The organism is Ochrobactrum sp. MYb379, from assembly GCF_037479515.1.
Lineage (GTDB): Bacteria > Pseudomonadota > Alphaproteobacteria > Rhizobiales > Rhizobiaceae > Brucella.
On sequence record NZ_JBBGYW010000002.1, the window covers coordinates 264,642 to 281,317 of the forward strand.

Genomic DNA, 16,676 nt, shown 5'->3' on the forward strand with positions numbered 1-16,676 from the left:
CGCCCCAAAGGGCGCTTTTTTTTATTTTACTGGCACCGCCACCGGAACGGGCTGATAAATCACCATCGGCCTGTCGTAGAAATCAGCTCTATTTTGCCATTCGCGTCGATCCGCGCGGCGGTCGAGATCAAGCCGCATCAGACAATTCGCAAAAGCATCCGATTTCTGTTTGAAACCATAGCCGCGGCAGGTCTGTTCATCTGCCGCGCGGCGCTGTTCAGGTGTCATAGTTTGACAGCCTGCAAGCAGCCCTGCAACACCGAGGATTATAAGCACGCTTTTCTTCATAGCCGTTGCTCTCATTGAATAAAAAAATTCGACCGCATGATCAATATAGTGCAATAGCAGTAAAAAGAGTGGTGAAATTATGCCTTCTGATACACTGCCGCTGATTCTATCAAACACAAGGTTCGCAGCCCTATGGCACATGACATTAACGCTCCCGTCATCGACCCGGTAAAACTCGAACGTCTGGCCGAAGTCGCCGTACGAGTCGGGCTGCAATTGCGCGAAGGGCAAGATCTTGTCATCACAGCCCCGGTTGTTGCGCTGCCGCTGGTGCGCTTGATTGCAAAACACGCCTATAAGGCGGGTGCAGGCATTGTAACGCCCTTCTTCTCCGATGATGCGATTGCGCTGGCACGTTATGAAAATGCATCGGACGAGAGTTTTGATCGTGCAGCCGACTGGCTTTATGAAGGCATGGCAAAGGCCTATGCCAACGGTGCAGCGCGTCTCGCGATAGCAGCTGATAATCCGCTGCTCTTGTCTTCGCAGGATGCATCTAAGGTTTCGCGCGCCAACCGTGCCAATTCCAAGGCCTATCAGCCAGCGCTTGAAAAGATCGCAGGCTTCGACATCAACTGGAACATCATTTCCTATCCGAACCCGGAATGGGCGAAGCTGATGTTCCCGGATGATGCGCAAGACGTTGCAACCCGCAAGCTTGCTGATGCGATTTTCGCAGCCTCCCGCGTTGATGTTGATGATCCTGTCGGTGCGTGGGCCGCGCACAATGCGGCATTGCGCACCCGCACGCGTTTGCTCAACGGCAAGGCTTACAGCGCGCTGAATTTTAAGGGACCGGGCACCGATCTGACGGTTGGTCTTGCCGATGGTCACGAATGGCATGGCGGTGCATCCACGGCGAAAAACGGCATCACCTGCAACCCGAATATCCCGACCGAAGAAGTGTTTACCACGCCGCATGCGCTACGCGTCGATGGTCATGTGTCGAGCACCAAGCCGCTGTCGCATCAGGGCACATTGATCGACAATATCTCTGTGCGTTTTGAAGGCGGTCGCATTGTTGAAGCCAAGGCAAGTCGTGGCGAAGAAGTGCTCAACAAAGTGTTGGATACGGATGAAGGCGCACGCCGTCTGGGCGAAGTGGCACTCGTTCCGCATTCCTCCCCTATTTCGCAGAGCGGGCTTCTTTTTTATAACACGCTGTTCGATGAAAATGCAGCAAGCCACATCGCGCTCGGTCAGTGCTATTCGAAATGCTTTATCGATGGCGCGAAGCTTACGCCGGAACAGATCAAAGCGCAGGGCGGCAATTCGAGCCTGATCCACATCGACTGGATGATCGGTTCAGACAAGATCGATGTGGATGGTGTGAATGCCGATGGCAGCCGCGAGCCTGTCATGCGCGGCGGTGAGTGGACGAACTGATAAACAAAAGGCCGGGAATTTCCCGGCCTTATTCGTATTATCAGCGTACCAAAATCAGTTCTTTTCCTGAACGTGTGCTTCCAGAAACCACAGCGACTTGTCGAGGCTGCGCGAGGCGGCTGTGAAAATATCTGCGGTCGTGTCGTCACCAGCTTCGTCTGCATCCCTGATCGACTGACGCACTAAGTTGGCCACATCGCCATAGCGCTCGATCAATGCTGCCAGATGGTCGTGCACGGCATAAATATCAGTCGGATAGGCTTTAAGCTTGGAGTCTTTGGCGACAACCTGCGTGGTGCCATAGGCAGTGCCGCCAAGCTGCACAGCGCGTTCTGCAATCGTGTCCACATGATCGTCGAGGTCGGCACGGAATGTATCAAGCAATTCATGCACGGCGATAAACTGCGGACCCTTAAGGTTCCAGTGCGCCTGCTTGGTGATAAGAGCAAGATCAATGGTCGCAGCCAGGTTTTCGTTGAGCAGCGCGATCATCGTTGTCTTGGTATTGGAGGGAAGATCGTTGCGGGTTGTATGCATCGACTTCTTGGACATTTGATCCTCATATCCTTTGCACGATCCGACTCATGTCACAGTGATTGGGACATCACTGAGCGAAAGCAGATTTGCTTTCTGAAACCGTCCCCGCCGGATCTCAATGTAAGGCCGGTTTGGATAGCGTTATTATATTCCGTCCCGCATCCGATATTTAAACGCTCCACACGGCATTTTGTTCCCAAAAGTGCTGTTAAATTTGGTCCAATTCATGTGTTTTGCTTGTGGCATAACGAATTCTGATTTACCCGATGGCTTATGAAGATACTTGCCCTTGATACCGCTTCTTCCTGGTGTGCTGCCGCAATCTATGATTCTGGCACCGATACGGTTCTTGCTGAAGTCAGCGAGGACATCGGAAAAGGTCATGCCGAAGTCCTGATGGACTATATCGGGCGGGTAATGACGCAATCCGGAATTGCCATGACTGATCTTGATTGCGTGGCCGTCAATGTTGGCCCGGGTTCTTTTACCGGCGTACGGATTGGCGTGTCGGCAGCGCGTGGTTTTGCGCTGGCGCTTGAGCGCCCTGCAATCGGCATCAGTGCTTTTGATGCGCTTGCATCGGAAGTAGCGATCAGCCATCCGGGAAAGCCGGTTCTGGTGTTGCTTGAAGCGCATCGCGGTGAAATCTATGCGCAGAGCTTTGATGCGGATTCCAAGGCGACAACTGGCCCAATGGTGCTGCCGCGTGATGAAGCGCTGGCGCTTATCCAGCAGCAATCCTCAGAGACGGTGCTGGCTGGCTCTGCCGCAAATGCGCTGAATGAAGTTTTGGCAGGAACATTCAGCACTGCACGCGTTGAGCCGACCGCACGGATCGGCACTTATGCAAAGCTTGCAGCATTGCGCGAGCCGGGCGAAGCGCCGAAGCCGCTCTATATGCGCGGACCTGATGTGAAGCCGCAGACTGGTTTTGCGCTGCCGCGTAAGGCGGACGGAGAATAAGATGCTGGGCTTTTCGCTCCCCCGCTTTGGCCGCAAGTCTGTTTCGGTCGAGCCGCTTAGCGCTAAGGACTGCGGAGAAATTCACCGTGTTCATGCGCTGGCTTTTCATCACAGCTGGAGCTCCGATGATTTCCGCTCGCTGATTGCGCAAGACAATGTTTTTGGCTTCGTTGCGCGGCCTGAAGGTAAACCGGGCAAGGCATACGGCTTCGTGCTGGCCCGGCTGGTTGCAGGTGAGGCGGAAATTTTGACGATTGCAGTTTCCGATGAGGTGCGCAAGCAAGGCGTTGGTCGCTCGCTGATGGATGCGGTGCTGCGCTATCTGTATCAGGAACGGGCGGAAACGCTGTTTCTCGAAGTCGATGAAAACAATGTTGCGGCAATGGCTCTCTATCGCCGGATTGGTTTCAACAAGGTCGGTGATCGACCGGCTTATTACGAAACAGAAAATGGGCGCTCATCAGCGTTCATCCTAAGGCGCGATTTGGTGAGGCCACAATGATCGGTGCCATCCGCATCATTTTGGTCGTTGCGGCGATGGTGGCTCTCAGCCTGTCGCTGATTCCGTTTCAATATGTGTTTTTGAAACTCAAAAACACTTGGAAGCGCCGCCTGCCGAATTTCTTTCATCGTATCATCGCCCGCCTGTTCGGTTTCCGCATTACGATTGTTGGTGAGATCCCGGAAGGTAGGCCGCTTTTGCTGGTCGCCAATCACACGTCATGGAGCGATATTGTCGTTTTGTCGGCGGCGGGGCAGGTTTCGTTCATTGCAAAATCGGAAGTAAAAAGCTGGCCGGTCTTTGGCTTTTTTGCTGTGTTGCAGCGCACGGTCTTTGTTGAACGCGAACGGCGCGGCAAAACGGGCGAACAAACCTCTGACATTGCAAGACGTCTGGCTGATGGTGACGCGATGGTTCTGTTTCCAGAGGGGACGACTTCGGACGGTAATCGTGTTTTGCCGTTTAAGACCGCACTTTTTGGGGCGGCACATGCTGCAATCCGCGAAGCAGGCATTCCGGAAGTGATCGTTCAGCCGGTGGCTATTGCCTATACTGGCATGCATGGAATGGCGATGGGTCGTTATCACCGCCCGATTGCATCATGGCCCGGTGATGTTCAGCTGATGCCCCATCTCAAGGGTATCTTGAAAGAAGGCGCTATCGACGTTGAAATACGCTTTGGCGAGCCGATTGTTGTGACTGCCGAGACGGACCGTAAGGCTTTGGCGCGCAGCATGGAAAGCCGGGTGAGGGCGCTTTTGCAGTCATCATTGCATGGTCGCGAAATTGCTGAGGATTGATACCCAATTCCATCGAGTGAAACTGAATGGAATTGGGTTAAGCCCGAGTGGCGATTGAACTTCTTCAAGGCGTGATGCGTAAGCATCTTAGCGCCTTGGCATAAGAGCGTAAGTTTGTCGCCTTTTAAAGCGGTGATAAAAACGCTAGATAGCGGCCATGAGCGAAAACATGACCGATATTCAAAAAACATCAGATGGCAGCAACACGCGTAAGGTCTTCGTGAAGACTTATGGGTGCCAGATGAATGTCTATGACAGCCAGCGCATGGCCGATAGCCTTGCGCAAGAAGGTTATGTCACGACGGACACGCCGGACGATGCTGATCTGGTTTTGCTCAACACCTGCCATATTCGTGAAAAAGCATCCGAGAAGCTTTATTCAGCGCTGGGTCGTCTGCGAAAAATGACGGATAAGCGCGGACCGAATGGCAAAGAACTGACCATTGGCGTTGCCGGTTGCGTTGCACAGGCCGAAGGTCAGGAAATTCTGCGCCGTGCGCCCAACGTCGATCTGGTGATCGGGCCACAGACCTATCATCGTCTGCCCAACGCGCTGGCGCGTGTCCGTGGTGGCGAAAAGGTTGTCGAAACCGAATATGCTATCGAAGATAAATTTGCTCATCTGCCTGCGCCAAAGCGCGAAGAAACCCGTAAGCGCGGCGTTTCGGCGTTTCTCACGGTTCAGGAAGGTTGCGACAAGTTCTGCACCTTCTGCGTAGTCCCTTACACACGCGGCTCGGAAGTCTCGCGCAGCGTTGCACAGATTGTTGCCGAAGCCGAACGCCTTGCCGAGAGCGGCGTGCGTGAACTCACGCTTTTGGGTCAAAACGTTAATGCATGGCATGGCGCGGGCGATGATGGTCGCGAATGGGGCCTTGGCGAACTTCTGTTCCGCCTTGCACGCATTCCCGGTGTAGCGCATTTACGTTACACGACCAGCCATCCGCGCGATATGGACGATACGCTGATTGCAGCGCATCGCGATCTGCGCCAGTTGATGCCTTATCTGCATCTGCCGGTTCAGTCGGGTTCGGACCGCATACTCAAAGCGATGAACCGCCGTCATAAGGCTGACGAATATGTCCGTCTTGTCGAGCGTATTCGTGAAGTGCGCCCTGATATGGCGCTGTCGGGTGACTTCATTGTCGGTTTTCCCGGTGAAACCGATCAGGACTTTGAAGATACAATGCAGCTGGTGCGCGATGTAAATTATGCGCAGGCCTATTCGTTCAAATATTCGCCGCGTCCAGGAACGCCGGGTTCTGATCTTCCTGATCATGTGGAAGAAGCGGTCAAGGATGAGCGGTTGCAACGCTTGCAAGCGCTTTTGGCCGAACAGCAAACAGCATTTCTGAATTCGCTGGTCGGTCGTGAAATGGATGTGCTTCTGGAAAAGAAGGGCCGTTTCGAGCGCCAGATGGTTGGTCGTTCGCCATGGCTCTTGCCAGCCATCATTGATGATAATGACGATCAGGTCGGTGAGATCATCCGTGTAAAAATTACGGGGACTGGCACCAATAGTCTTATTGCGCAAAAGCTTGTGTGAGAGCATTATAGCATTCAGGCAGTAGTCGCGGTGAGTAGTCTTTGACCGAACGTCCTGCCGGTACTGCGATTGCAATGCGTGAACCTTTGGGAGATGCGTTTGAGCGCTACGGAAAAACTAAAGCCTGCCAAGCCAACCATCCATACGCAAACAAACACAATTTCAAGCCCGGCTGCGAGTTCTGCTATTACTGCGCCATCCGGAGCCTCCGATATGGCCCATATCGTCCTCACCTTCGACAATAATCGCCTTGCCAGTGCGCTTTACGGCCAGTTCGATGAGAATCTGGCGCGTATTGAGCAGAAGCTCGGCGTCGATGTGCGATCACGGGGCAATGAGCTATCCATCCGTGGAGAGCCAACGGCCACCGAACAGGCCCGCCGCACGCTGGATCAGCTTTATGAATATTTGCAAAAAGGCAATGAACTGACCGCTTCGGATGTCGATGGCGCGATTCGCATTGCCGTTGCTGCGGACGATCAGCTGATCTTGCCAACGCTTGAAACCAAGGGGAAAATGTCGGCTGCGCAAATATCGACGCGCAAGAAGACAATTTTTGCCCGCACACCGACGCAGGACGCCTATATGCGCGCCCTTGATCGTTCGGAACTTGTTATGGGTGTCGGGCCAGCTGGTACAGGTAAGACTTATCTTGCCGTCGCCCATGCTGCGATGCTTTTGGAACGCGGTCTGGTCGAGCGTATCATTCTGTCGCGCCCGGCTGTTGAAGCCGGTGAGCGTCTTGGCTTTTTGCCGGGTGACATGAAGGAAAAGGTCGATCCTTATCTTCGTCCGCTTTATGACGCGCTTTACGACATGATGCCTGCGGAAAAGGTCGAACGTGCGATTACGGCGGGTGTGATCGAAATCGCACCGCTTGCGTTCATGCGCGGACGAACGCTCGCGCATTCTGCGGTCATTCTTGACGAAGCGCAGAATACAACATCGATGCAGATGAAAATGTTCCTGACGCGTCTTGGTGAAGGCTCGCGGATGATGGTCAATGGTGATCCGAGCCAGATTGATCTTCCACCCGGCCAGAAATCGGGTCTCGTTGAAGCGCTTCGCGTTCTTGAAAACGTCGAATCGGTTGTCAAAGTGCGCTTTACTGAGAAAGACGTGGTGCGTCATCCGCTGGTCGCAGCCATCGTCACCGCTTATGACAGTGACGCGAAAAAGAACGCTCGCTCAGAATAATTCAAAATTATTCTTGTATTCGCGTAGAATAATGACGATTTATAAATATTACGTCCGCCGAAAGGCGGACGCTTCTTTTAACAACTGGAAGGATAGAGCGGCTGTTTCATCGCAAGCCGCGAGAGAAGTGTCAGATAACGCGATCCAAATCGATATTATGATCGAAGCCGGCAACTGGCCGGAAGAAACAGTCCTTGAAGGACTTGTGCAGCGCTCCGTAGAGGCAGCTTGGAATAATCTCCAGCTTAAGCCCGCTGAGAGCGAATTGAGTCTGGTTTTTACCGACGATGCTTCTATCCGCAAGATCAATGCCGAGTGGCGAAACAAAGACAAGGCGACCAATGTTTTGTCTTTTCCGGCCTATCCTGTAAAGGCTGGCGAGCAGCCGGGCCCGATGCTGGGTGATATCATTATTGCGCGCGAAACGGTCGAGCGTGAGGCTCTCGAAGAGGGCAAGCCGTTCGATAACCATCTCACGCATCTCGTAGTGCATGGCTTTTTGCATCTTTTGGGTTACGATCACGAGACTGAGGAGGAGGCCGAAGAGATGGAACGTCGCGAACGCGAAATCCTTCATGCTCTTGCCATCCCCGACCCTTATGCTGTATCCGATTTAAACGTTGAAACAGATTGATCATGGCTGACCAAAACAATTCCTCTACCGCTGGCGATAGCCGAAGCGACACACAAGACGCCGAAGGGCAAAGTACGCAGCGCTCGCAATCGAGCGAAAAGCGTTCCCTTCTGGCAAATATTTTTCCGTTTATGCGTTCGCGCCAATCATCGTCTTTGCGCGAAGATTTAGCTGATGCGCTTTCAAGCACTGAAAGCGAACAGGATTCGGCTTTCTCGCCTGAAGAAAAGGCGATGCTCAACAACATCCTGCGTCTGCGCGAAATCCGCGTCGAAGATGTGATGATCCCACGCGCGGATGTAGTAGCGATTGAAATTTCTACACCGCTTTGGGAAGCGCTAGAGCTGTTTGAAAGCTCAGGCCATTCACGCATGCCGGTCTATGCTGAAACGCTGGATGATCCGCGCGGCATGATCCATATCCGCGATGTGCTGAATTACATTACACAGCAATCGCGTCAGAAGACCGACGCGACGAGTGCTGCCAAGTTTGACATGGGGCGTATCGACCTCACGAAGACCATTGGCGAACTTAATCTTATTCGCAAGGTGTTGTTCGTGCCGCCATCGATGCTGGCGAGCGGACTGATGGCACGCATGCAGGCGGCCCATATCCAGATGGCACTGGTCATTGATGAATATGGCGGCACCGATGGTCTGGCCTCGCTCGAAGACATTGTCGAAATGGTTGTCGGCGATATTGAAGATGAGCATGATGACGAAGACATCATGATCTCTGAGGAAGCCAACGGCGTTTTCGTTGTCGATGCCCGCGCTGATCTTGAAGAACTGGCTGAGAAGATCGGCCCTTCGTTCGAAGTGGGCGAACATGGTGAGGATGTCGACACTGTCGGTGGCCTGATATTCTCGGTTCTTGGACGCATCCCTGTACGCGGTGAAGTCGTGCAGGCTATACCGGGATATGAATTTCATGTGCTGGAAGTTGATCCACGCCGCGTGAAGCGGGTTCGCATTGTGCCACTTTCGGAATCAGAAAGTCATCGGCCACGTCCAGTTGTCAGCACGGATGATGATGCATCCGAAAACACCACGGACACGTCCAAAGAGGCCTGATGATAGAGAGATTTGCGGGGAAGATCTCTTCTTTGAGCGGCTGGCGCCGGGCGCTGGTCGCTTTTCTCACTGGTGCAGTCGCGACGCTCACCCAACCGCCTTTCGATATTTTTATCGTCGGTTTCCTTACATTCCCACTGCTGGTCTGGCTGATTGACGGTGCAGTGCCTGATAAGGAAAAAGGCCCTATCCGGCGCTTTTTCCCGGCCGCTCTGATCGGCTGGTGGTTTGGTTTTGGCTATTTCGTATCTGGTCTTTGGTGGATCGGTACGGCTCTTCTGGTCGATGCTGAGCAATTTGCTTGGGCTATACCGTTTGCAGTTCTAGGCCTTCCCGCGTTTCTGGCGATTTTCTATGGATTGGCCGCGATGGTTGCGCGGCTTTTCTGGTCGCAGGGCATTGGGCGCATCTTTGCGATGGCGCTCGGCTTTGGTCTGACTGAATGGCTGCGGACATTTGTTTTCACCGGCTTTCCGTGGAACGCAGTTGGCTATGCCGCCATGCCCACGCCGATGATGATGCAATCCGTCGAGATTGTGGGTCTCGTTGGTATGAGTGCATTTGCAGCGCTCGTGTTTTCGGCACCTGCGTTGCTCAGTGGCGGTCGTTTTGCAAAGGCTGGCCTTGGGCTTGCCGCTGTTCTTGTCGCCGCGCATATCGGCTTTGGTGCATGGGTGCTGTCGAATGCGCCAGCGGTCGATACTGATCGGACAACGCTTTCAATCCGCATCGTACAGCCTTCTATTGCGCAGAGCCTGAAATGGGACAACAACGAGCGGCGTGCGATCTTCGATAAATTTATCGCCATGACTGAGCAGGCACCGGCAGATGGTGCGCCGAGGCCCGATGTGGTGATTTGGCCTGAAACGGCAGTTCCTTATATTCTTTCATCAACACCGGATGCCCTGAAGCGCATTGCCGATGTGGTTGGCGACGATCAGGTGCTGTTGACGGGTGCGGTGCGTGAAGAAATCGTACCGCGCCGCGATCCGCGTTATTATAATTCTATCCTGACGATTAATGGCGACGGTAAAATTGTCGATTATACCGATAAGGTCCACTTGGTGCCGTTTGGTGAATATCTGCCTTTCGAGCGGTATCTGCGCAGCTGGGGATTGCAGGAAGTGGTCGAAATGCCCGGTGGCTTCACAGCTGCCAAAGCGCGTCACGCGATCAATGTCATGGAAGGCCAAACCTTCCTGCCGTTGATTTGCTATGAAGCAATCTTCCCTGATGAACTCTCCTATACTGGACGAAAGGTGACGGCGATTGTGAATGTCACCAATGATGCATGGTATGGGGACACACCGGGACCTTACCAGCATTTCCGACAAGCACAGGTGCGCTCTGTGGAGCAAGGCCTCCCCCTCGTTCGTGCTGCCAACAATGGTATATCTGCTGTCGTAGATGCTTATGGACGAATCATTCAGGAGCTACCTCTTGACGCGGTAGGGGTAATTGATGCTTATTTGCCTGAAGAGCGTGTCCCATTTTGGGGCAGTGCGCCCTCCGGCAAACAGGCTCTTGCAATTCTGTTTGTGTTATTCACCGTATGCGTGTGGTTGAGGTTGTCTTTCCGCAAGCGTTTTCATTGACATGGCAATTTTGTTACGATGTTATACTCGGGCGGTGACGGTTTCATTGGAAAACCAGTCTGACTACCTCCCACAATGATTTTTATCTCTGTTCTTTTGAACAGACCATGAATGAAAGCTCGCGGTCGCGAGGAGTGAAACTGTATGATTGAGAATAAGAAGAAGCCCAACCCCATTGATATCCATGTGGGCAGCCGCATTCGTCTTCGCCGCAATATGTTGGGCCTCAGTCAGGAAAAATTAGGCGAAAGCTTAGGCATTACTTTCCAGCAGATTCAAAAATATGAAAAAGGCACCAACCGCGTTGGCGCCAGCCGTCTTCAGGCGATCTCATCTATTCTGACGGTGCCAGTTTCCTTCTTTTTTGAAGATGCGCCGGGTTCTTCGCCTACTCAGGCAGGTTTTGCTGAGGACAATGAAGCGACTTATGTTGTCGATTTCCTTAACTCGAATGAGGGCGTCCAACTGACCCGTGCGTTTACCAAAATTTCCGACCCGAAAGTGCGCCGCAAGATTATCGATCTTGTGAAGTCTCTTGCCGCAGAAGGCGAATAACGCATAATTTTGTCCGCAAAACCGCATGCCGGAAGGATTTTTTCTGGCATCGAGGTGTCGCAACAAGAATATGCATTGACGGTTTAATCCTAACTTCGCTAACACAATGCTGTGCCCGGACCATATGAAACGGTTCCGGGCGCTACTGTGTTTCCATGGCGGATATTTCATCCGTTGGATTTTCAAGAGGGGTTACCCGTGTCGCGCAGTTCTTATCTCTTCACCAGCGAATCGGTGTCTGAAGGTCATCCAGACAAGGTTTGCGATCGTATTTCCGATGAAATCGTAGACATGATCTATAAGGAAGCGCGCCGTACCGGCGTTGATCCTTGGTCTGTCCGCGTTGCATGTGAAACGCTTGCTACCACCAATCGTGTGGTTATTGCTGGCGAAGTCCGCGTGCCTGAAACTTTCCTGAAGAAGAATAAGGACGGCACAATCGCTCATGACGCGGCGGGCCATCCACTGATTAATCCATCACGCTTCCGTTCCGCTGCGCGTAAAGCTATCCGCGAAATCGGCTACGAGCAGGATGGCTTTAATTGGCGCACTGTGAAAATCGACGTGTTGCTGCATCCACAATCTGCCGATATTGCGCAGGGCGTGGATAATGCTGCCGACCGTCAGGGCGAAGAGGGTGCAGGTGATCAGGGCATTATGTTCGGCTATGCTTGCCGCGAAACGCCTGATCTGATGCCAGCGCCGATCTATTATTCGCATAAGATTCTCGAAAAGCTCGCTGAAGCGCGTCACAAAGGTGAAGGCGATCCGGGCAAACTCGGCCCTGATGCCAAGAGCCAGGTCACTGTGCGTTACGAAAACGGCAAAGCTGCTGAAGTAACTCAGATCGTGCTTTCCACGCAGCATCTCGATGCAAGCTGGGATTCAAAGAAAGTTCGCTCGGTTGTTGAGCCTTACATTCGCGAAGCGCTGGGCGATCTTCCAATTGCAGCAAACTGCAACTGGTACATCAACCCGACCGGCAAGTTCGTTATTGGCGGGCCAGATGGTGATGCGGGCCTTACGGGTCGCAAGATTATTGTTGATACTTACGGCGGTGCGGCTCCGCATGGTGGTGGTGCATTCTCCGGTAAGGACACAACCAAGGTGGATCGCTCGGCAGCTTATGCAGCGCGTTATCTTGCCAAGAATGTGGTTGCTGCCAATCTTGCAGATCGCTGCACGATCCAGCTTTCTTATGCTATCGGCGTTGCACAGCCGCTTTCGGTCTACGTCGATCTGCACGGCACGGGCAAAGTGGACGAAGCAGCCGTCGAGGTAGCATTACGTAAGGTTATGGACCTGTCGCCAACCGGCATCCGTAAGCACCTTGATCTCAATAAGCCTATCTATGCCAAGACCTCATCTTATGGCCATTTTGGTCGCAAGGCGGGTCGAGACGGTTCTTTCTCTTGGGAAAAGACCGATCTCAGCAAGGCGTTGAAGGCAGCACTTTCAGCCTGATTGTTTACATTTCCAGCAATACTGCGCAGCGGTTTTGCATAGGACAATGCGTAAAAAAGAGTTAGAGCGGTTCCAACGATACCGCTTTAACTGGAACCGCGATAAATGACCGATGAATCTCATCCAGTACGCGCGGCCGGAAACTTCTTCGGTCGCCGTCACGGCAAGCCACTGCGTCCACATCAGAACAATCTGTTTGAGGATTTGCTGCCGCGCCTTAAACTTGATCTCGATACGCGTGCACCACTGGATTTGCGAACCTTGTTCGATGCGCCAGTTGAAAATGTGCGCATGGAAATTGGCTTTGGTGGCGGGGAACATCTCCATCACGAGAGCGGACGCTATCCGAAGTCTGGCTTCATTGGCGTCGAGCCTTTCGTCAACGGCATGGCCAAGATGTTGGCTGCCCTTCATGAAGCGCCGCGAACGAATCTCCGTCTCTATGATGAAGATGCGACCGATGTGCTTGATTGGTTGCCGGATGCATCGCTTGACGGGATCGATCTTTTCTATCCCGATCCGTGGCACAAGCGCCGCCACTGGAAGCGCCGTTTTGTCAGCGATGCCAATCTCGACCGTTTCGCACGGTTGTTGAAACCGGGTGCAAAGTTCCGCTTTGCTTCCGACATTGAGCATTACGTCAACTGGACGCTGCAACACTGCCGCAGACATCCGGCTTTCGAGTGGCAGGCAGAGGGCCCGGATGATTGGAACAAAGCCTATGATGGCTGGCCGGGCACGCGTTATGAAGCCAAGGCTTTCCGTGAAGGACGCGTTGCTGCGTATCTTACTTTCATTCGCCAATAATCTATCTCGGATGCGGCTCTTGAAAAAATCCGCGATGGCTGGTATATAAGTTTCAAATTCTTGGTCGTTTGAACAAGAGTGGGCCCTCCCGGACCCGCTCTTTTTTGTTACCTGCGACCCAGTGAAGAAGGTTTATCGAGTGAGCGAACACGAACAGGCAATTGAAACCGTAACCGCAGATGCCGTAATTGCAGACGAGCGCATCATTCGCGAAACGGGTCTTGATGCAAAAGTGGCATCCATTGTGGAACCAGTGATCAATACGCTGGGTTTCCGCCTCGTGCGTGTGCGCCTTTCTGGCCTCAATGGGCAGACTTTGCAGATCATGGCAGAGCGTCCTGATGGCACGATGACCGTTGAAGATTGTGAATTGTTGAGCCGCACTGTGGCTCCAGTTCTCGATGTGGAAGATCCACTCAGCGGCAAGTATCATCTTGAAATTTCGTCGCCGGGTATTGATCGCCCGATGGTTCGCAAGTCCGATTTTACCAATTGGGCCGGTCATGTTGCCAAGCTTGAAACATCGATTGTTCACGAAGGACGCAAGAAGTTTCGTGGTCGCATTGTGATTGATGAAGCCGCGCCGGACGATTCGGTTGTGATTGAAAGCGATCAGATTTCTTACGGAAACGAACCAGTTGTTCGCATCCCGTTCGATCTGATTTCTGATGCGCGTTTGGTTCTGACCGATGATCTGATCCGCGATGCGTTGCGCAAGGACAAGGCTGCACGCGAAGGCCGCATTCCCGGAGATATTCTGGATGGCGATCTGAGCGAAGGCGCCAATGAAAATACGGAAGAAGCCGGATCGGCTGAATCCGAAACTGAAAAGTAATAAGTTTCAAAGTGAGTTTCAGGCGTCCGGCTCTCAAAGAAGAACGGATGCGTCACCAAGGAGAGACCTATGGCAGTCAGTGCAAACAGGCTGGAACTTCTGCAGATCGCCGACGCGGTCGCACGCGAGAAGTCGATTGACCGCGAGATTGTTCTCTCGGCCATGGCCGATGCTATCCAGAAGGCCGCACGTTCGCGTTACGGTCAGGAAAGCAATATCCGCGCCGACATCAACGCGAAGTCCGGCGAGATCAAGCTTCAGCGTTTGCTAGAAGTTGTTGAGACCGTTGAGGACTACTCCACGCAGATTTCGCTGTTCACTGCACGCGACCGTAACCCTGATGCGCAGATTGGTGATTTCATCGCTGATCAGCTGCCACCAATGGATTTCGGCCGTATTGCTGCCCAGTCGGCCAAGCAGGTTATCGTGCAGAAAGTGCGCGAAGCCGAGCGTGACCGTCAGTATGACGAATTCAAGGACCGTGTCGGCGAAATCGCTAACGGTACCGTTAAGCGCGTTGAATATGGCAATGTGATCGTTGATCTTGGTCGTGGCGAAGCAATAGTACGTCGTGATGAACTGATCCCACGCGAAGCATTCCGCTATGGCGACCGCATCCGCGCCTATGTTTACGACGTTCGTCGCGAACAGCGCGGTCCACAGGTTTTCCTGTCGCGTACCCACCCATCTTTCATGGCGAAGCTTTTCAACATGGAAGTGCCGGAAATTTACGACGGTATTATCGAAATCAAGTCGGTCGCCCGTGATCCGGGTTCGCGCGCCAAGATCGCCGTTGTATCGCGTGATGCATCGATTGATCCGGTTGGTGCCTGCGTTGGTATGCGTGGCTCGCGTGTTCAGGCTGTTGTGGCTGAACTTCAGGGCGAAAAGATCGATATCATTCCATGGTCGCCAGATGCGGCTTCTTTCATCGTCAACGCGCTTCAGCCAGCTGAAGTTGCTAAGGTTGTTCTCGATGAAGATGCAGAACGTATTGAAGTTGTCGTTCCGAATGACCAATTATCACTGGCAATTGGTCGTCGCGGTCAGAACGTGCGCCTTGCGTCACAGCTGACTGGCTGGGACATCGACATCCTGACCGAAGACGAAGAGTCGGATCGTCGCCAGAAAGAATTTGCTGAGCGTTCGAACCTCTTCATGGATGCCCTTAACGTTGATGAAATGGTCGGTCAGGTTCTGGCTTCGGAAGGCTTTGCCTCGGTTGAGGAAATTGCTTACGTCGAACCGGCTGAAATCGCTTCTATCGAAGGTTTCGATGATGATACCGCTGGTGAAATTCAGGAACGTGCGCGTGAATTCCTGGAGCGTATCGAAAACGAACAGGATGATCGTCGTAAGGAACTGGGCGTAGAAGATGAGCTTCGCGACCTTCCGGGCCTGACGACCGCAATGCTTGTTGCTGTTGGCGAAGACGGCGTGAAGAACATCGAAGACTTTGCTGGTTATGCCGTTGACGATCTCGTTGGCTGGCGTGAACGCAAGGACGGCGAAACCGTTAATCACAGCGGTATCCTGTCTTCGTTTGATCTTTCCCGCGTTGATGCGGAACAGATGATCCTGACAGCACGTTTGAAGGCTGGCTGGATCACAGAAGACGAACTGGTCTCAACCGAGGTTGAGGAAGAAGTCGAAGCAGGCGAAGAAGAAACCGCTTCGTAAAGAAATGGAGCCGCATCGTTATCGTTGCGATGCAAATCGGACGTAAATGATGCGGCACCGCGTTCTTGTTTAGAGTTAGAGCGTTCTTCTAAGAGTTAGTTATTGTGATGTGGCGTTACCTCTGCTAGGTCGCTGCCAGTTTTGGAATTGAATAAAAGGCGGTCTATGGCAAAGCCATCATTGCGTGCGGAGCAGGATATGAACGACAGAACCTGTATCGTCACACGTGAAAGTGGTTCTGCGGATGAGCTGATCCGCTTTGTGGCTGGGCCTGATGGTTCGGTTGTGCCTGATCTTAAGCGAAACCTGCCGGGCAGGGGCTGTTGGGTTAAGGCAGAGCGGCGTCTGGTGGACGAAGCCGTCAAGCGCAAGCTGTTTGCGCGGGCGTTGAAAGAAGGTGTTACGCCGCAGGCGGATCTTGGCGCGCTGGTTGACCAGCTGCTGACGAAATCTGCCCTAGGAAGTTTGGCACTAGCACGCAAATCCGGTGCTGTGGCATCTGGTTCGACCAAGGTCGATCAGGCAATTCGCTCCGGACAAGCGGTTTTGGTATTGCATGCGAAAGAAGCGGCCTCTGATGGGGTTCGTAAATTGGATCAGGCAAGGCGCGTTGTTGTGCATATGGATGGCCCTCAAATCCCGGCCTTCACTCTTTTCGGAGTCGAAGAAATGGATTTGGCATTTGGGGGCGGAAATGTGATACATGCAGCCGTGCTCGGCGGAAGGGCAGCAGCCGGCGTCGTGCAAAGGCTGCTTTTATTGCATAGCTATCGTGGCGAAAGCCCACCAATTGAGACGGTGAGTTGAAACGGCG

At 53.1% G+C, this 16,676-nt stretch carries 17 protein-coding genes; 15 read left to right on the forward strand and 2 right to left on the reverse strand.

What is annotated here, in order from left to right; translation table 11 throughout:
- Positions 1-21: 21 nt before the first annotated feature.
- Entirely contained in the window at positions 22-288 is a 267-nt protein-coding gene (locus WH356_RS05380; RefSeq protein WP_250039373.1) for a hypothetical protein, read from the reverse strand.
- Between the two features lie 132 nt (positions 289-420).
- Here WH356_RS05380 and WH356_RS05385 point away from each other — a divergent pair, with 132 nt between their 5' ends.
- Positions 421-1,674 carry an aminopeptidase gene (locus WH356_RS05385; RefSeq protein ID WP_339509160.1) on the forward strand — a complete coding sequence of 418 codons (1,254 nt, stop codon included), beginning with the start codon at positions 421-423 and terminating at the stop codon, positions 1,672-1,674.
- A gap of 54 nt (positions 1,675-1,728) precedes the next feature.
- Here the strand turns inward: WH356_RS05385 and dps are convergent, their stop codons facing one another.
- Positions 1,729-2,226, reverse strand: coding sequence for a DNA starvation/stationary phase protection protein Dps (dps, locus tag WH356_RS05390; RefSeq protein WP_339509161.1), 498 nt, complete (start codon positions 2,224-2,226; stop codon positions 1,729-1,731).
- Positions 2,227-2,484: 258 nt separating this feature from the next.
- Between dps and tsaB the strand changes: the two genes are divergently transcribed.
- From tsaB to WH356_RS05460, 14 genes are all read left to right on the forward strand, one after another.
- Complete coding sequence (gene tsaB, locus WH356_RS05395) at positions 2,485-3,174, forward strand: tRNA (adenosine(37)-N6)-threonylcarbamoyltransferase complex dimerization subunit type 1 TsaB (RefSeq protein ID WP_339509162.1); 690 nt, start codon at positions 2,485-2,487, stop codon at positions 3,172-3,174.
- A gap of 1 nt (position 3,175) precedes the next feature.
- Positions 3,176-3,676, forward strand: coding sequence for a ribosomal protein S18-alanine N-acetyltransferase (gene rimI / locus WH356_RS05400; RefSeq protein WP_339509163.1), 501 nt, complete (start codon positions 3,176-3,178; stop codon positions 3,674-3,676).
- On the forward strand, positions 3,673-4,476 hold the full coding sequence (locus tag WH356_RS05405; protein ID WP_339509164.1) for a lysophospholipid acyltransferase family protein: 804 nt from the start codon (positions 3,673-3,675) through the stop codon (positions 4,474-4,476). The genes rimI and WH356_RS05405 overlap by 4 nt, the downstream gene beginning before the upstream one ends.
- A gap of 157 nt (positions 4,477-4,633) precedes the next feature.
- Positions 4,634-6,022 (forward strand): tRNA (N6-isopentenyl adenosine(37)-C2)-methylthiotransferase MiaB, encoded by a 1,389-nt coding sequence (gene miaB, locus WH356_RS05410; protein WP_339509165.1) that lies wholly within the window; start codon positions 4,634-4,636, stop codon positions 6,020-6,022.
- A 99-nt stretch (positions 6,023-6,121) separates the two neighbouring features.
- The gene (locus tag WH356_RS05415) at positions 6,122-7,219 is read left to right on the forward strand and encodes a PhoH family protein (protein ID WP_339509166.1); all 1,098 of its coding nucleotides are present in this window, start codon (positions 6,122-6,124) and stop codon (positions 7,217-7,219) included.
- A gap of 127 nt (positions 7,220-7,346) precedes the next feature.
- Entirely contained in the window at positions 7,347-7,853 is a 507-nt protein-coding gene (gene ybeY / locus WH356_RS05420) for an rRNA maturation RNase YbeY (RefSeq protein WP_339509167.1), read from the forward strand.
- A gap of 2 nt (positions 7,854-7,855) precedes the next feature.
- The gene (locus tag WH356_RS05425; protein ID WP_339509168.1) at positions 7,856-8,926 is read left to right on the forward strand and encodes a hemolysin family protein; all 1,071 of its coding nucleotides are present in this window, start codon (positions 7,856-7,858) and stop codon (positions 8,924-8,926) included.
- Complete coding sequence (gene lnt / locus WH356_RS05430; protein ID WP_339509169.1) at positions 8,926-10,521, forward strand: apolipoprotein N-acyltransferase; 1,596 nt, start codon at positions 8,926-8,928, stop codon at positions 10,519-10,521. The genes WH356_RS05425 and lnt overlap by 1 nt, the downstream gene beginning before the upstream one ends.
- Positions 10,522-10,665: 144 nt before the next feature.
- The gene (locus tag WH356_RS05435; RefSeq protein WP_339509170.1) at positions 10,666-11,076 is read left to right on the forward strand and encodes a helix-turn-helix domain-containing protein; all 411 of its coding nucleotides are present in this window, start codon (positions 10,666-10,668) and stop codon (positions 11,074-11,076) included.
- A 198-nt stretch (positions 11,077-11,274) separates the two neighbouring features.
- Positions 11,275-12,540, forward strand: a complete 1,266-nt coding sequence (gene metK / locus WH356_RS05440; RefSeq protein ID WP_339509171.1) for a methionine adenosyltransferase — start codon at positions 11,275-11,277, stop codon at positions 12,538-12,540.
- 105 nt (positions 12,541-12,645) lie between these two features.
- Entirely contained in the window at positions 12,646-13,347 is a 702-nt protein-coding gene (gene trmB / locus WH356_RS05445) for a tRNA (guanine(46)-N(7))-methyltransferase TrmB (protein ID WP_339509172.1), read from the forward strand.
- 139 nt (positions 13,348-13,486) lie between these two features.
- Positions 13,487-14,182, forward strand: a complete 696-nt coding sequence (gene rimP / locus WH356_RS05450; RefSeq protein WP_339509173.1) for a ribosome maturation factor RimP — start codon at positions 13,487-13,489, stop codon at positions 14,180-14,182.
- 69 nt (positions 14,183-14,251) lie between these two features.
- Complete coding sequence (nusA, locus tag WH356_RS05455; RefSeq protein WP_339509174.1) at positions 14,252-15,862, forward strand: transcription termination factor NusA; 1,611 nt, start codon at positions 14,252-14,254, stop codon at positions 15,860-15,862.
- A gap of 165 nt (positions 15,863-16,027) precedes the next feature.
- Positions 16,028-16,669: an RNA-binding protein gene (locus WH356_RS05460; RefSeq protein ID WP_339509175.1), complete on the forward strand. Its 642-nt coding sequence runs from the start codon at positions 16,028-16,030 to the stop codon at positions 16,667-16,669.
- The last annotated feature ends 7 nt before the right edge of the window (positions 16,670-16,676 follow it).